The following is a 16,867-nucleotide window of genomic DNA, read 5'->3' on the forward strand; positions in this document are numbered from 1 at the left end:
CCTTCTATAATGTTTATGTTGATTCAGCTTTACTTTGAACTATGGCAACCACAACTTTAACAACGAACAGGCTCCCTTGTCAATGACGGGAGCCTGCTGTGGTATGCCTGCTATTTTAAGTATGAAACAATTCTTACAGTTATATCCTAAACCTGTGACGACGCAGCTTGAATACGGTATTCGGCTCTACGTGCGGCTCGTTCCTCTTCTTTAAGACGGGGGCAGGTATAGCAGACACTTCCACCTTCGGTTCGATAATACAGACAGCAGCGGTTACGCATGTGTACCCTCTGCTCTGGATCGGCAAGGGATTCAATCTTACGTACCTCTACATCAAATGGATTTCTGGGAAGCTGGAACACATCCGCAGCCAGGCCTTTCCTCAGATAACTGTAGTCGTCCTTCACGTGAATCAGAAATTCCTTATTGCTGTTGCCTGCTGCAAGCATTTCAATGTAGTAGTTGAACTTAGACGGGAGCTGACCCCAGATCTCCCCCAGTCTCAAACCGCTGGCGGCAGACATTGTACGCAGCAGCGGGCTTGCTGTGTTCCTGTAGAACTCTGTAAACACTTTATTACGCCAAGTAACCCGACCCTGTTCGTCAGCAGGCGCTGGCTCTATCACCCAGGAATTCAAAGAGAAGGCAATACGGCAATACCCGCTCGCCGGAATGAGATGAATGCGCAAATTAGATAAGTTGATCGCCGGCACATTGGAATATAACGAGACCGAATATTGTACTGCCAGCGCCACGCTAGAGAACCAGCCGCCGAAGTATGCAGCCACAGCCTTATCGTCCAGTGCCTTCATCAGCGGTCTGTAGCAGTCCATAAATGCTCTCATACCCTCTACATTGATCAAATCCTGCGCTGTAAATGAATATCTCGCCTCCTCTGGGGGAGATGGATAAAGATCAAATTTGCTGCCTATGTCCTTTATCTGTGCCTCATTCATTCGGTTTCCTCCTTAATTCCCCTAGCTAATCCTTCAATTGTCAATTACATGCCGACAGCTTTATAAGCAGCAAGCTCGTAAGGAAGGCATAAAGGTACACCTGTACGCGGATCGGGAACGATATCACATTCGATTCCGAATACTTTGCGAAGCACATCTGGTGTCATAACCTCCATCGGGTTCCCTTCGCTGATTACGGTGCCCGACTTGATCGCTACCATATGCTGCGCGTAACGGGAGGCATGGTTCAAATCATGCACCACCATAATGATTGTGCGGCCCTCTTCCTGGTTCAGCTTCTGCAGCAGCTGTAGTACTTCCAGCTGGTGAGCCATGTCAAGGAACGTCGTCGGCTCGTCAAGGAACAGGATATCTGTCTGTTGCGCCAAGGCCATGGCAATCCAGGCACGCTGGCGCTGTCCGCCGGAGAGGCGGTCGATTGGACGATCATGGAACTCTTCCATCCCGGTAACGGAAATCGCATTGGCGATAATCGCACGGTCTTCAGGGGTCATAGTGCCGAAGCCTTTCTGATGCGGGTAACGCCCGTATCCAACCAGTTCGGATACAGTCAGTCCGTCCGGAGCCGTCGGGTTTTGCGGCAGAATGGCCAGTTGACGAGCCACTTCTTTAGTAGATAGGGTATGAATCGATTTACCGTCGAGCATAACATTGCCGCTCTTAGGCTTCATAATCCGTGCCATCGTCTTAAGAATCGTGGATTTCCCGGAGCCGTTCGCTCCTACCAGCGCTGTGATCTTTCCTGTTGGGAGAGACAGGTTCAAACCTTTAACAATCGTAGCCTCCGCATAACCAATACTCAGCTGTTCTGTATTCAAACGTTCCGACATGATCTTCACTCCTTGAAAGTTTTATGGAGCATGAGCTCCTTTTGGATTAGCAATGTAATAAAACTGACTTCGTAAGCATCCGCTTAGTTTTATGGAGCATTTTGCTCCTTTAGATAATCAGGCCTTTGATTTGGCCAGTAAATATAGGAAGTAGGGAGCGCCGATCAGCGCAACTACAATACCTGTCGGTATTTCAGCCGGCTGCAGAATCCAGCGGCCGATAGTATCCGCGGTAAGCAGCAACAACGCGCCGATTAAGGCACAGGCAGGCAGCAGCACCTGATGCTTCGGTCCAACGAGCCTGCGGGCGAGATGGGGCGCAATCAGCCCCACAAAGCCTATGCCGCCGCTTACGGCGACACAGGAGCCAGACAGCGCAACTGCGGCGGCCAGCAGCAGAATGCGTTCCTTCTCCACCGGCATGCCCAGCCCGGCCGAGGTTTGGTCCCCGAGGTTAAGTACATTCAGCACCCGGGCTTTGTAGAACGCAAATGGCAGCAAAATGGCTATCCATGGTGTCAGCGCAAGCACAAATCTCCAGTCGCCGCCCCAGATTTTACCGGCCATCCAGATCGCCACAAACTGATAATTCTGCGGATCCAGCCTTAACGACAGGATCAATTGGAAAGCATAGATGCCCGCACCTACAGCGATCCCGATAAGTATCATTCTTGTCGGCGAGAGGCCATCCTCGCGCCGGAAAGACAGGAGATAAATAAGTGCAGCCGTAAGACTTGCTCCGGCCAGCGCCAGCAGCGGAAGAACAAAGATTGGAGCTGCCGAGGTTGCCGGAACAAATGAGATAAAGATAATCACCGCAAACCCGGCACCGGCATTAATCCCCAGTGTGGAAGGCTCTGCCAGCGCATTGCGCGACAAGCTTTGCAGAATGCAGCCGGAAACCGCAAACCCTGTGCCGACAAGCAGCGAGATCACTATGCGCGGCAGCCGGAAATCAAAGAGAATCAGCTTTTGCTGCTGCGATCCCTCTCCAAGGACTGTGTGTAAGACATCCAGCGGTGATAATCGCATCAACCCGGTGTTCATACTGACAACAAAGATGACCACGATAAGAACCGCAAGTGAGGTTAATATGGCTGCTTCCCGGATACGGCGTTGTTTCCCGGTGGGTGAGTGCAGAGCTCTGCTCATGACAGCTCCCCCTTCCGTCTACTAGCCAAGTAAATAAAGAACGGCACGCCGATCACTGCGATTAAAGCACCTAGCGGTGTTTCATAAGGCGCGTTAATCATTCTGGCTGCAATATCAGCAAATACAATCAGTAGACTGCCGAGTACTGCAGAGCAGGGAATAATCCAGCGGTAATCGACACCAACCAGATAACGTGTAATATGGGGGATGATCAGCCCCACAAAAGCAATCGGTCCAACCGTCGAAACCGCGGAACCGGCGAGAATCACTACAATAATAATCCCGGCTGTTTGCACTAGCCCGGTCCGCTGTCCAAGTCCCGCCGCTACATCGCGTCCGAGACTAAGGAGAGTAATGGATCGGGAGATCAGCAGAGATCCTATCAGAGCTGCCGCAATCCAGGGAAACAAAATACGAAGCTGTGTCCAATTCGTCCCGCCGATCCCGCCTGCCATCCAGAAGGCAATATCCTGGGACAAATGAAACAGAATCGCGATTCCCTGGCTTACCGCCAGCAGCATAGCACTTACGGCGGCTCCGGCAAGAGTCAGACGCAGCGGGGTTAAACCGCTATGGGAGAGTGAGCCAATCCCGAACACAAGAATGGCTGCCGCTGCAGCGCCGATGAAGCAGTACAGCATAATGTAGAGAAAGGAAGCAGATGGCGCAAAAGCAAAAGCTAACGCCAATCCTGCACTAGCACCGGCATTCAGACCCAGTAAGCCGGAATCTGCCAGCGGATTGCGGGTCATGCCCTGCATGATTGCTCCTGCGACGGCGAAACAAGCACCAACCAGCGCTCCCGCCAAAGCACGGGGAATCCGCAGTTCCCGAATAATCTGATGCTGCTGCAGCTCCGGATTAAACCGGAAGACTGCCTCCCATACCGTCGCCAGTCTAATATCCGCGGCACCTACAGAAACGGAAAGTGCCAGACCAAAGACGACAGCGGCAAGGCCCAAAATCAAAATAACTACCGCAGCAACCGGCCTTGTCTTCAGCGGTTGATCTCTTGACGAATTTGTATTGTCAGCTATAGAACGTGTGGATGACACCATAAGTTTTCCCCTTAATAGGATGAGTTCAATGTTTTAATGAGAACAAATATCATTCTCATTATCGCAAATATCTGAATTATGTACAAGCTTTCACAGCTCGCACTTTCACTGTGAACGATTAAGTCAATGTCCTAAAAAAAGGTGCAGGCCATTGTATCTCAAGATACAAGAACCTGCACATCCCTCCACCGCTGAAGAGTTCTCTCTACACACAGTTAAGGCTGATTATTTCACGAGAAAACTCAAGACATCATCAATGGTTTTGGAGTTGGCAATGGCTCCGCTGTACAACCAGCTGCTGTCCGCGCTAAGTTCATGAACTTTTCCAGCCTTAACCGCAGGGATACCCTTCCAGATTGCACCGTTAAGAATGTCAGAGGCTTCGGTCTTGTCACTGTTCACCAGGAAGATATGATCTGCGGTCAGTTCAGCCAATTTCTCCAGCGTGATCGGATTCCAGGTCGCTCTGGATGCCGCAGGGATATCAGTAACCAGGTTGGGTTGCTTCAAACCCAGATCCCCGTACAATACAGCACCACTGCTGCGTGTTTCATCTACTATAAAGAAGTTCTTCGACACCAGCCACAGAATGGCGACCGAATCATCACCAATGGAGCTGCTGATTTTGGCTTTTGCATCTGCTGCTTTTAGATCGTAGTCTGCAATGGCTTGTTCAGCCTCAGTGCTCTTGTTCAGGAGCTCACCGATTTTGAGCAGCGATTTGCGCCAGTCTTTGCTAATCTTGTCACCAAGGACATAAGTAGGTGCGATTTTGTTCAACTGGTCATACAGACCGTTCTGCACACTCGACTCAGACTGCACAATGTGGAAATCCGGTGCAAAGCTGGTCACAGCCTCCAGCGGAAGATCATAGCTGATGGTTGGCACATCTTTAAGCTCAGCAATCAGATATTCCTGGGTTCCGTTTGTCACGGACCACTGCGCTACCGGGGTAACGCCCAGTGTTACCAGGTAGTCTTCCATGTAAGAAGCAAGGACGCGCTGCGGATTCGCTGGTACTGTGACTTTATGTCCCATGGCGTCTGTCACCGTTTTCTCTGTGGCCGGTGCCGTTGTTTCCGTTGGCGCTGCCGTTGATTCAGCCGTAGCCGTAGGTGCGGCGGTAGCTTCCGTTCCGGAATTTGCAGCTTTCTCATTATTGCCATTGCCGCAAGCGGACAAGAACAAAGTCATAGCCATACATCCGATCAATGCGAGCTTCATGCTGCCTGATCTCTTATTGTTCATCGAAAACATTAAATACCCCTCCTGTATGCACATGCATTAATGGTCAAAGGTGTCCGAGACCTTCGCCTTACTTTTTAAATGATATTGATTCTCATTATCCCTGTCAACAAAATTATTCGTTCTATAAAAAAAGGTTGCCTCCGCAAGCTACGGAAACAACCTCTGCTAACCATATTTAACTGCCTATTTGTGCAAATGATAGGGTACTGTTGATACAACTATATCTTTTTGATTCATTAGATAAGAGCGAATGAACAAGCTGGTCTGATTATGCAGGATCGCCTGCCACCAATGTTTGGTAATGAACTGTGGAATCAATACGGTAATATGATCTGTAGAAGCGGTCTTCCACTCTACGGTATCGATAAATTTCACCAGTGGGCGGATAATGCTGCGGTAACGGGAACGAAGTACAATCAGGCGTACACCCGGGTTCCATTCCTCCCATTTTTGCTCCATCTTGTGAATTTCCTCTTCATCAAAACCAACGTAGACTGCCACCACATTATCTGTTAATGACTTCGCATAACTGATCGAATGCAGCACAGCGCGTGTCACACCCGCAACCGGAACAACAACGGTACTTCCTTTAATCAGCGGTTTATCCGTAGCAGGACAAATGCGAAGCTGATCGGCTATATTCATATAATGACTATGAATGCGGTGGAATACGAACATGACAACCGGCAGGAAGATGAAGGCCATCCACACGCTGGAAAACTTAGTGATGATAAAGATAAGCGTAATCGTCAGGGTGGTCAGCATACCGATTGTATTGACTACAAATTTATTCTGCCAGCCTTTCGGCTTCGTTTTGAACCAGTGCACCATCATGCCAAGCTGCGACAGCGTAAAAGGGATAAATACGCCGACTGCATACAGCGGAATCAGCCCTTCTGTATTTCCGTGGAAAGCAGCTACAAGCACAGCCGACAATACTCCGAGAAAGATAATACCATTAGAGAAGCCCAGGCGGTCTCCCCGGACCATGAAGGCATGAGGCAAATATTTATCTTTGGCAAACATGAACGCGAGCAGCGGAAACGCCGAGTAAGCTGTATTCGCCGCCAGGAACAAGATGACGGCCGTTATCCCTTGGATGAAAAAGTACAAACCGCCCCGGCCAAACGTAGATTCGGCAATTTGCGACACGACGGTGGATTTCTCATTAGGAGTAATCCCATACCAGTATGCCAGCAGCGTAATGCCGGTGAACATCAAACCGAGGATGCCTCCCATCAGCATCAAGGTTTTGGCGGCGTTTTTTTCCGCTGGAGCTTTGAAGTTCGGAATGGCATTCGATACCGCCTCTACCCCGGTGAGTGCCGAACAACCGGAACTGAAGGCTTTGAGCAATAGGAACAGACTGACGTTGGAAACGGCGGAACCGATCTCCGGGATTTCGGCATGAGCCCCGCCTGTAATATATTTGTACACCCCGGCAATGATGAGTACAAAGATAGAGACCACGAACAGATACACCGGAATGGCAATAAATGAAGCGGACTCCGTCACCCCGCGGAGATTGATAATCGTCAAGATCAGAATGACGGAGACTGCAATAAGGACAGTATGATTATGAAGACTCGGAAAGGCCGATGTGATCGCATCCGTTCCCGCCGAAGCACTAACTGCAACTGTAAGAATGTAATCTACTAATAAAGAGCCGCCAGCCAATAGGCCGGTAGGAACGCCGAGATTGCTTTTTGCCACGATATACGCTCCGCCGCCTTGCGGATAGGCAAAGATAGTCTGGCGATAGGAAAAAATAAGGATGGCCAGCAGGCCCAATACGGCTAATGCAATCGGCAATGAATACCAGATGGCGGTGAAGCCCGCGGCCACCAGTACAATGAGAATTTGCTCCGTTCCGTAGGCCACAGACGAGAGTGCATCGGAAGACAGAACAGCCAGTGCTTTCACCTTGGATAACTTTTCATGATCGAGTTCGTTCGACTTCATCGGACGCCCGATCAATAGTCGTTTTACCTTGCTTACCATTGTAGTAACAGTTCCTCTCTTTGTTGAGTTGAAACGGTAATACCGCGCGCCGTTTTCATTGGCAGGTTTCATAAATGCAGGCACAAAAATAAGCATACGGAAATGATCCGCATGCTTACGCATGCTCATTATCCCACCCTTGCTTACGAGGTTAGCTGGCGGATTCGGGCTGTGGTAGCCCTACGGTTCCGGTCAAATTGACCTGCCTCCGATTCACCCCATTGACGTTGCCGCCAAATTTGGTTCCCCCGTTTTTCCTTGCGGAAAATTCAGCGCATATTCAACTTCTCACAAGGACTAATGATAGTCTACAATAGCTTTTCAGTAAAGCGGTGAAAAAAATGAAAAAAGAATGAAAAAACATCCAAAAAGCTCAAATCCAAGACCCGGGATAAGTGGATCTTTCATTCTCTTTCATTATCCCAGCGTTCCGTGATTTTTGAGTGTTTTGGATGTTAATTGTGACAAAAATTTAGGGAATATTTATGCTCTAAATTCTGCTTAGCCTTTTCTTATTCAGCTGGCTCTTCTTGGCGCCCGGTCCAGAGCAAAATTGCGATTAGAGCAAAAGCAATCAACGCAAGCAGAGGTACTGTAATGAACCCTAAAAAGTTCAAATAATCCTCATTGCAGGGTACACCAATTGTGCATGGCAAGATTTTACTGAGTGCAGGAATTTTCTGCTCTGCGTAATGGTACAGGGAGATACTCCCGCCTATCAGACATAAAGGCAGCACATAAGGAATGATGCGTTTATCTCCCCGGTATGTGGCAATTCCGAGCAGAATCAGCTGAGGATACATAAAGATACGCTGGAACCAGCACAGCCTGCAGGGTTCATAATGCAGCACTTCACTAAGATACAAGCTTCCTGCTACAGCAATTACCGAAACAAACCAGGCCAGATATAGGCAGTGGCGTCTGCAGAAGGTAGAGAATTTCATCATTTGGCATCCGCCGAATCAAGGGCGATTTGCACCTGTGAGTCGATAGCTTCGATATCAAAGGCCTTGTCTACTTTCACTCCATTAACAAATACAGTAGGAGTAGAGGTCACTTTGCTGTCATCGGCTAACTTCATATCTCTCTGTAGTTCACTTTCATAGGTGCGTTCCTCAATGTCTTTACGCAAGAGGTCAAAATCTATCGGCAGGTTCTCCTTCTGCGCCAGGCTTACCAGGAAATCAGCGGTCGCCCACTCTTCGCTCTCCTCGCCCTGATTAGCATAGATTGCGTCAGAATAGGTCCAGAAAGCTTCACTGTTCTGATGATAGACAGACAAAGCTGCTAATGAAGCTGTTTCGGAATCCGGTCCGATAAAGGCCATATTTACGAAGTAAAAGGCCGCTTTGCCCGGAGTTACGTATTTTTCAACAAGCTGAGGTTTGATGGTACCGGTAAAGTCTGAACACGCCGGACATTTATAATCCCCGAATTCAACAATTTTGACTGGAGCATCCTCTTTTCCAAGTCTGTGCATCTCGCTGTAATTAAAGTCAGAGTTCGCTTTTGGAATCAGCATGATAAGAGCGACAAAGATAATGATAACTGCTGCTACAGTGCTGAAGATCAGTATTTTGGTTTTTTGCTTCTGCTTTTCCTGTTCTGCCCTGCGTTTCTCCTGCTTGCTCTGTTGGGGAGCCGCGGCACTGTTTCGTTTGTTTTTGCTCAAAGAGAGTTCCTTTCCGTCCACTCAGGACCCGGGTAATGAAAGTCATATAATTTAAAATTATATAATTAAAGTTCTCTCTTTGGCAAACTTCCATAGCAAACTTCAGCTCACACCATCAATATTATAAAAGGTAAACTTCCTCACAGGATAGAAATGCTATCGCAATGGAAAAGAGGACCAGCAGATCATTATAATTATTCTGATGATTTAGCATTTGGACCTTCCTTTCTCGGATAGATAAGTACAATTACACACAAAAGGCACTGCGCTTATTCTGCGCTAGTGCCTTTTGTGTGTAATGCTTAATAAGTTTATGCTCCAGCTTCCTCCGTCAAAAACTGCAGCTTCAATAGCTTAATCCGGGAAATCCGCTTATTCTCGGTTTCCTCTACCACGAACAGATGGCCGTCGAATTCAACGGTTTGCCCTTTTTGCGGCGGATTGACTTCTAACTTGGAGTATAGCCATCCGCCTATAGTATCATAGTCTTCCGTCTCCATATGAAGCCCCAGTGAGTCGTTGATCTCTTCAATCAGCATGAGGCCGTCTATGGAAAACTCATCCTCCCCCAGTTGCTCAACACCGGGACGCTCTTCATCGAACTCATCCTGAATTTCTCCGACAATCTCCTCCATAATATCCTCAAGCGTAACCATACCTGACGTACCGCCGTATTCGTCAATCAGAATGGCGATTTGAGTCTTCGCCCGCTGCATCACCTTCAGGAGTGCACTGATCTGAATGGACTCTGGAACGGTAAGAATCGGACGAATCAATTCATTGTACTTCGGCGCCTGATCCCGGATGAGATCCTTAATGTGGATAAAGCCAAGAATATGGTCCTTATCGCCATCACAAACCGGATAACGTGTTCTCATTCCGTCAAAGGCAATCTCAAGGTTCTCTTCTGCCGACAGATGACTGTTTAGACAGATCATTTCGGTTCGGGGGATCATAATCTCTCTGGCCATCGTATCGGCAAATTCAAAGATATTGTCCACCAAAGTCATTTCTGTATTGTCGATCAGCCCGCTCTTGTTGCTCTCCTGCATGAGGATGCGGATTTCTTCCTCTGTATGCGCAGTGGCCAGCTCTGAGGCCGGTGCCAGACGGAAGAAACGCAGCAGTCCGCCTGCTAACCCATTGACGAGCCAGATAAATGGATACATGATCCTGTAAAAGACGTTCATCGCACCGGCCGTTAGCAGAAGCACCTTCTCCGCTTTGTTCACCGCAATCGTCTTGGGTGCCAGCTCGCCTAGTACAATATGCAGCACCGTGATGAACATAAAGGCAATAATGAGGGAGATCACATATACGGTTGTTTCACCGAAGCCTAGGCTTGTTACAAGCGGTCCCACAATCGTAGCTATAGCCGGTTCACCCAGCCAGCCGAGTGCGAGCGAGGCAAGCGTAATGCCAAGCTGGCAGGCGGACAGATAAGCATCTAGATTGTGGACAATCTTTCTTGCTGCGGGTGCTCTTTTACTGCCCTCCTCAATCAGTGCTTCAATGCGGCCGCTTCGTACCTTGACCATCGCATATTCAACCGAAACAAAAAAGCCATTAAACAGCACAAGCAAAAGAATAAGACCTACATGTAATATACCGGGTAAAGGGTCGCTCAATTTATACTCCTATCCACCGTTCTTCGTATCAGGTGGATAGGCCCACCTCCTTCGATTTTTCAAAATGTTAGCTAGTGAAACGCCAAACGTTCCTTTCAGTTTCAATTTCCCAATGCCTTCAACTCCTGACTAGAATCACGGATTATAAATATATACATTATTATATTATTACTCACTCCATAAAAACAGGTGTAAACCGGAGTAAAAATATGATCTAGTTTTCCTTCTTATGGACATACTCCGTATAAAAGGTATAAAACAAGGTTAACGAATGCAAAAAAGGTTGTTGATACGCTTTTATATATGTTAAATCTTTCGCACCCGCTCCGTCAAACTTGTTGCCTTCAGCGTGATTATCTAATCCTCCAATTTCACACAAAAAACGGCATCCCCCATTTACAGGCGGGCTGCCGTTTGCAAGTTGTGTTCTATGGATAGTTGTTCAGGTGGATTAACGGAAGTTTCGGGCGACCGGTGGATTTCCGATGACTCCCGGATACTGGTAAGCAAGCGGCTCATCGAAGGTAGCATAATCGAAATAAATCATCAGCAGCACAGTTCTCTGTCCGGTAGCCGGATCACTGATAATGATATGATCCCGCCCGGCTGCTTCCAGCACACCTTTGTAAACCTTGGCATTCCAATCCTTGTTGTTCTCATATGTGAAATAAAAGGTCCCGATCTTGCCCAGGTTGAGGCGGAAAATGTTCTCAATGTAGGATTGTTCAAAGGCCGGGGCTGTGGTAGGCACCACGCTTCCTGTAGGCGTCATGGGGCTCCCGCTGGTGACCTGAGGTGGCATGCTGCCCATGCTCCCCATGCTGCCCATGCTGCCCATACTGCCCATGCTGCCCATGCTGCCCATGTGGCCGCTGGCAGGCATTCCACCTCCGTTCATGCCAGTGGAAGAAGAAGTGCTGCCAATCATATAAGTAACGGGACGGTAAGGTTGACCTATCATTTGTGTAAAACCTCCTAAAAGTTTTGTCAGCATTTGCTTCCTTGATTAACTTCGTGTAGAACATGGTGCGACAGCACAATTTTCGCTTGCCAGTTTCAGCGGGAGAGACAGATTACGGAAGCACGCTGACTCTCCCCGCAGGGCCGGCTGTACTAATATACAGCCGGGCAATCCGCGCTGGTTGGTGTAAAGAAGCAATGGGCTTTGTAGCGGCCGGTGTTCTGCTGGTTATACCAGGTGGCAGGACAATCGCCTACAGGACGAAAGAACCATAAGGCATTAGAGGCCGGCCATCGTCGTTCTCCGGCAATCACTCTTTTGGCCAGGCGAATGTCGGATTCCCGGGCACGCTGATAGAAGTACCCCTTCTGAGGCGCTTCAAAGCCACCTGGACTTTGAAACACCATATCGTTCATATTGCGGATATTGTTGAAGTCCAGGCAATTGCCGAGAATCCGGTTGACGCCGACATTCCCGACCATAAGCATCCCGGCTTCTCCGTCCTCTTCGGCTTCCGCCCGCATCAGCCGCGCAAGCACCTTCACATCTTCCGAGTTCGCTTTGATGACGGCCACACATTCTCCTCCTTTTGCTTCGTAGCAGTTCTGAAGGCATCCGCTCCTTACCGGACTTCTTACCTGCCTCGCAAGCTTCCACATCTCTTGACTGCTCGATGTATTGTATGTGCATTCGCCTAAGAGGTGACAGTTCACGCCTATTTTCTTCCCGTTACCTGGATAGCTTAGTTATGGCTCATAAATCATTTTGCGCGTTATTCCGCCGTCAATGATAAGCTGTGCTCCTGTAACGAAATTATTATCCGAAACCTCATCTCTATTGTAAACCGAACCAAATTCATATCACAGACAGTTAAATTAGTCAGCTGTGGAGTAATGCAGGCTGCGCTGAAACCCGTGATACCTTGTGCCTTGGTAAGTCAGCACACCTCTGTCTCCCTCAGCGCTCATGCCGAACTCATTTCCGTCCACTTTAAATTCCATCCTGACACCTTCGTCCGTCTCATAGGTTAAATAGTAGGTTGTACTGGTGCGGCTGCTCTGATTCTCATCCTGAAGCTGCTGCTGGCGGACTTCACTGCGCTTGCTGACGATCCGGGCAGGAACGGTCAACAGGGGTGAGCTGTTGTTCCGGCTCCATTGAAGCAGCCCCCTGCCAGCAGATACAGCGACAATGCCAATCATCAGGGCGAGAAAAATCGGTATTACCGTCCCGGTAAGATCAAACATCCAAGAAGAATCCGGGCCTATCCCCATGACTTATTCCTCCTTAATCCCCATTTTTCAGCTTTCCGCATAACTGCAGTCGCTTCTGTACATGTATATGCCTGTTCCGGTTCATACAGCATCACAAATAGATGAAAACCATATTCGCCGTCAGCTGACGACAGGCTACAAACCAAAAAGACCACCCGGCTCTCAGATTTGAGAACACAAGTGGTCTTTAAAAACGTTCATTCTGCCTATCAATATTAAGCATGTACAAGATCTAAGAGTTGCTTGGTTTCGTTCTCTTCTTCCGGAAGCATTCCGTTGTCCGCCCAGCAGGCTCTGCATTGTTCTTCAGTTTCACAGAGGTGTGCATCATCACAGTTATAGCATAATTGCAGAAGGTTTCTAGTCATATAATCCGTTTCAAAAGTTGTCATTGTAATCTCTCCTATTCGGAATGAAAGTTTGTGAAAAAATGAACTTGCTTTCTATGTGTTAAATATATCACACGGACAGCGCTTTGTCATGTGATTTTTTTCACATTTTTAAAGAAAATTTTAAATACGTTTTTTTGCTTCATTTAAAGCCCAGAGCATCAATACATTCGGTGGGTATAGCTGTCTTGCAGTGAAGCTTTTACTTTTTCTGCGTTCATGCCAGGAAGTTTGGCGTGGTCAGATATCATCTGAGGAACATTCGGCAATTCAGCCTTCGCAATCCAAGAGTCTGGATTCCACAAGCTGGAGCGCTTTAACGATTTTGCACAATGCATATAGCATTCTTCCACTTCAATGACTATGCCTACCAGCGGAGTCCGCCCATGAGATTCCATTCGGACAAGCAGCTCTTCATCACGGACAATATAAGCACGACCATTCACTCTGAGCGTTTCTTCCAGACCCGGAATGAGGAAAATAAGGCCCGCGTTTGGATTGGACAGAATATTCCTTAACGAATCCATTCGGCGGTTACCCGGCCGTTCAGGTATGACAAGATGGTTGTCATCCAGAACAAGCACAAAACCCGGCGCATCCCCTCTGGGTGAGACATCACATAACCCCTCCGCATCGGAAGTGGCCATGATCAACAATGGTGACTTAGCGATAAACTGGCGGCAATGCTCATCCAGGGCATCAATCGCTTTGTTCTTCACCAGTTCGCTTGGATAACCGAGTATAGCACGTAATTCCTCTTCTGACTTGATTGTATTAAAATCATGCATCTTCTTCACTCCATATGTATGAATTTCATAGATTCACCTGCTACTTATTGTAACACAGGGAAATAATGACAAGTGGAAACGGTTGAAGCTAAAATTCTTATATTTTGAAAAAAAGAGACTGCAATCTGCAGCCTCCCCGCTAAATCAACTTACATTACCTTCCAGCTCACGCCCCCATTGGTTGTCTGCAGCAGGATAGATCGCCGATTTTCTTTTTTCTCAATTAAGAGCCAGCCAACATCCTTTGAAATAAACTGCAGCTTCACAATCTCCGGATATTCCAAGAGCTTGGATTGCAGAACGCTGCTGGCCGGAAGTGTTGTCCAGGTTGCTCCCGCATTAATCGTCTTGTACATCAGATTTCCTTTCAAAGCCCAGCCGAGTTGAGAATTTAAAAAGGCAGGAGCCAGGTGGCGGTTGATCCCTGTCTGGATGCCCAGACCGAACGTAGTAAATGTCCAGCTTGCTCCGCTATTGGCGGTAAAATATCCGTTATATGTGATGGTAGCATCCTTATCTTTCTGGCAGGCCACCGGCAACCACCCGGATGCGCTGTTATTGCCGAAGAATTCCGGTTCTCCGGTGACCACTTTGTCGCAGCCTCTCCACTGTTCATTCACTAGAAACTCCGGTCCCTGACTCCATGTTGCTCCACCGTCTTGAGTCATGTAAATCTTGGGCAGCGCTCCGGTCTGGAGTGTCACGAATCCACGGTCTGTATCCTTAAAGATCATCCCGGTCGTCACGCCCGCCATCGGAATTGCAAGATTTGGCAGCTTCGGATTATATTGCTCGTTCTGCATAACCATATTCCAAGTGGCCCCCCCGTCTGCCGTTGCATACAGCGCTTTGCTTGCTTTAGTGGCATTAATATCCCAGGAGGTCATCAGCCAGCCATGGCTCGGAGAACTGAAGTAGATGGAAGAGATCGTATTCGCATCCGGAAATGAAGAGATTTTCCAGCTCAGTCCCCCATCGGTTGTTCGGAGCACAACGGTTTCCGTCGTTCCAAAAGCACTTCTTACAATCCAGCCGTTCTCTAGATCCGTAAAGAAGATCTCTTGGCTGTACACCGGATTAGACAGAAACTGCACATTTACAGAAGGTGAAATATTCGCCCAGGTTTCCCCGTTATCTTTGGTCATGTAGATCCGAAGTTCATTTTTGGTAACACCCCAGGCCAGTCCTGCAGAATCGGTTAACAATCTGAAATCCGTAAGCCGGGTCTGAATTTGATATTTAGGTGTATCTTTATTGACTAAGTTTTTGGCGTCGGGTGTAATCAGGGTAATCGTCTGCCCTTCTTCCGGCGCTTCCGTCGGCTGAGGTGGCTGAGTGGGCTCAGGAGCAGGAGAAGAAGAGCAAGCCGAGAGTATGAGTAGGCTCAGGAGAACCACCAGTAGCGTTCTCAGAACCTTGAAATCTGCTGTTTGGGATGACAAAGCTCTCTCTCCTCTTCTGTTATCGTTTATTTTTGATTCAGTTTGCTGTTTTTGTATCCGTACAGAAAATAGATCAGTAGTCCGACAGCCAGCCAGATGACAAAGCCGATCCAAGTCTCTCTCCCCAGATTATACATTAAATAAGCGCAGGTTGCCGCACTAAGCAGGGGGATGTATGGCACCCAAGGCACCGTGAACCCTCTTTTCAGATTCGGATGGGTACGGCGCAGCACAATTACACCCAAGGACACCACGAGAAAAGCGAACAGTGTTCCAATGCTGGTCAGGTTAGCCAGCCGGTCCAGTGGAACAAATCCGGTGAGCACGGCGATCAATCCTCCGACCATCCAGGTGCTGCGCACGGGGGTATGCGTTTTGGCGCTTACTTTGGACCAGCTTTTCGGCAGCAGCCCGTCCCGTGAGATCGCGAACAAGAGACGGGTCTGGCCGAAGAGCATAACAAGCAGAACCGTGGTCATCCCGGCAATAGCGCCTACAGAGATTAGACCGGCAATCATATTCTGGTCCACGAATCGCAGGGCGTAGGAAACAGGATCACTGACATTCAGGCTTTGATAAGGTACGATCCCTGTCAGAACCAGCGAGACAGTAATGTACAGCACGGTGCAGATTGCAAGGGATGAAATGATTCCGATAGGCAAATCACGCTGCGGGCGCTTCACCTCTTCCGCAGCAGTCGATATGGCATCAAAGCCGATATAGGCGAAAAAAACGGTAGCCGCCCCATTCACCACCCCATGAAAGCCAAATGGTAAAAATGGCGTCCAGTTCTCCGGTTTCACATAGAAAACTCCAGTAACTATGAAGAGAAGCACTACAGACAGCTTAATCACAACCATAATTGCATTAAAGCGGGCCGTTTCCTTGACTCCGCGAGTCAACAAATAGGAGATCAGCAAAATAATGATCATGGCGGGCAGATTTAGATAAGTGCCTTTGTCCGCATTATAAGCCCCGGAGAGTGCTGTGGGCAAATGCAGGCCGAAACCATCCAGCAGGCCCTGGAAGTAACCGGACCATCCACTGCTTACCGCCGCTGCCGCAACCCCATATTCCAGCACCAGATCCCAGCCCAGAATCCAGGCCAGTAACTCGCCGAAAGCGACATAGCTATAGGCATAAGCGCTGCCGGACACCGGGAGCGTTGAAGCAAATTCTGAATAACACAGTGCGGACAGCACGCAGGCAAACCCGGCGAGAATGAAGGAGAGCACAAGGCCCGGCCCGGCATGCTCTGCGGCTGCGACTCCTGTCATAACAAATATCCCGGTGCCGATAATGGCCCCTACACCAAGTGTTGTAAGATCCAGCGCACCCAGTGTCTTGCTCAGTTTAGCGCCATCGGCGCTTTGAGGCGCGGTCAGCGGTTTTTTGCGGAATAAATCCATTCTTAAATTCTCTCCTGTCGATGATATGAATGTGGAAC

General features: G+C 48.5%; 16 protein-coding genes and 1 riboswitch. All 16 genes read right to left on the reverse strand.

Features of this window, described 5'->3' with window-relative positions:
• Nucleotides 1–146: 146 nt before the first annotated feature.
• Entirely contained in the window at nt 147–956 is an 810-nt protein-coding gene (locus tag NST07_RS18380) for a (2Fe-2S)-binding protein (protein ID WP_341093633.1), read from the reverse strand.
• Nucleotides 957–1,000: 44 nt separating this feature from the next.
• A complete protein-coding gene (locus NST07_RS18385; protein WP_038592689.1) occupies nt 1,001–1,807 on the reverse strand; it encodes an ABC transporter ATP-binding protein in 807 nt (268 codons plus the stop codon).
• A gap of 117 nt (nt 1,808–1,924) precedes the next feature.
• The gene (locus tag NST07_RS18390) at nt 1,925–2,959 is read right to left on the reverse strand and encodes an iron ABC transporter permease (RefSeq protein ID WP_342479922.1); all 1,035 of its coding nucleotides are present in this window, start codon (nt 2,957–2,959) and stop codon (nt 1,925–1,927) included.
• Complete coding sequence (locus NST07_RS18395) at nt 2,956–4,017, reverse strand: iron ABC transporter permease (protein WP_342479923.1); 1,062 nt, start codon at nt 4,015–4,017, stop codon at nt 2,956–2,958. Before NST07_RS18395 ends, NST07_RS18390 begins: the two co-directional genes overlap by 4 nt.
• 225 nt (nt 4,018–4,242) lie before the next feature.
• Nucleotides 4,243–5,274: an iron-hydroxamate ABC transporter substrate-binding protein gene (locus NST07_RS18400; RefSeq protein WP_341378807.1), complete on the reverse strand. Its 1,032-nt coding sequence runs from the start codon at nt 5,272–5,274 to the stop codon at nt 4,243–4,245.
• A gap of 174 nt (nt 5,275–5,448) precedes the next feature.
• Nucleotides 5,449–7,266 (reverse strand): APC family permease, encoded by a 1,818-nt coding sequence (locus NST07_RS18405; RefSeq protein WP_341380379.1) that lies wholly within the window; start codon nt 7,264–7,266, stop codon nt 5,449–5,451.
• 125 nt (nt 7,267–7,391) lie between these two features.
• A riboswitch (cyclic di-AMP (ydaO/yuaA leader) is annotated at nt 7,392–7,551 on the reverse strand.
• 227 nt (nt 7,552–7,778) lie between these two features.
• Nucleotides 7,779–8,210: a disulfide oxidoreductase gene (locus NST07_RS18410; RefSeq protein WP_341097689.1), complete on the reverse strand. Its 432-nt coding sequence runs from the start codon at nt 8,208–8,210 to the stop codon at nt 7,779–7,781.
• Entirely contained in the window at nt 8,210–8,938 is a 729-nt protein-coding gene (locus tag NST07_RS18415) for a thioredoxin domain-containing protein (protein WP_341093640.1), read from the reverse strand. The genes NST07_RS18410 and NST07_RS18415 overlap by 1 nt, the downstream gene beginning before the upstream one ends.
• A gap of 311 nt (nt 8,939–9,249) precedes the next feature.
• Entirely contained in the window at nt 9,250–10,566 is a 1,317-nt protein-coding gene (locus NST07_RS18420) for a hemolysin family protein (RefSeq protein ID WP_341093642.1), read from the reverse strand.
• Between the two features lie 451 nt (nt 10,567–11,017).
• Nucleotides 11,018–11,422 carry a spore coat protein GerQ gene (gerQ, locus tag NST07_RS18425; RefSeq protein WP_341097690.1) on the reverse strand — a complete coding sequence of 135 codons (405 nt, stop codon included), beginning with the start codon at nt 11,420–11,422 and terminating at the stop codon, nt 11,018–11,020.
• A gap of 257 nt (nt 11,423–11,679) precedes the next feature.
• On the reverse strand, nt 11,680–12,102 hold the full coding sequence (locus tag NST07_RS18430; protein WP_341093643.1) for a cell wall hydrolase: 423 nt from the start codon (nt 12,100–12,102) through the stop codon (nt 11,680–11,682).
• Nucleotides 12,103–12,402: 300 nt separating this feature from the next.
• On the reverse strand, nt 12,403–12,795 hold the full coding sequence (locus NST07_RS18435) for a DUF2500 domain-containing protein (RefSeq protein WP_341097691.1): 393 nt from the start codon (nt 12,793–12,795) through the stop codon (nt 12,403–12,405).
• 221 nt (nt 12,796–13,016) lie between these two features.
• Entirely contained in the window at nt 13,017–13,193 is a 177-nt protein-coding gene (locus NST07_RS18440; RefSeq protein WP_179091757.1) for a hypothetical protein, read from the reverse strand.
• 158 nt (nt 13,194–13,351) lie between these two features.
• Nucleotides 13,352–13,978 carry a pyridoxamine 5'-phosphate oxidase family protein gene (locus NST07_RS18445; protein ID WP_341093645.1) on the reverse strand — a complete coding sequence of 209 codons (627 nt, stop codon included), beginning with the start codon at nt 13,976–13,978 and terminating at the stop codon, nt 13,352–13,354.
• Nucleotides 13,979–14,127: 149 nt separating this feature from the next.
• Nucleotides 14,128–15,420, reverse strand: a complete 1,293-nt coding sequence (locus tag NST07_RS18450) for a hypothetical protein (protein ID WP_342479924.1) — start codon at nt 15,418–15,420, stop codon at nt 14,128–14,130.
• Between the two features lie 26 nt (nt 15,421–15,446).
• A complete protein-coding gene (locus tag NST07_RS18455) occupies nt 15,447–16,829 on the reverse strand; it encodes an amino acid permease (protein ID WP_342479925.1) in 1,383 nt (460 codons plus the stop codon).
• Nucleotides 16,830–16,867 lie beyond the last annotated feature (38 nt).

Origin of the sequence: Paenibacillus sp. FSL L8-0340 (assembly GCF_038593145.1) — a bacterium.
Lineage (GTDB): Bacteria > Bacillota > Bacilli > Paenibacillales > Paenibacillaceae > Paenibacillus_AQ.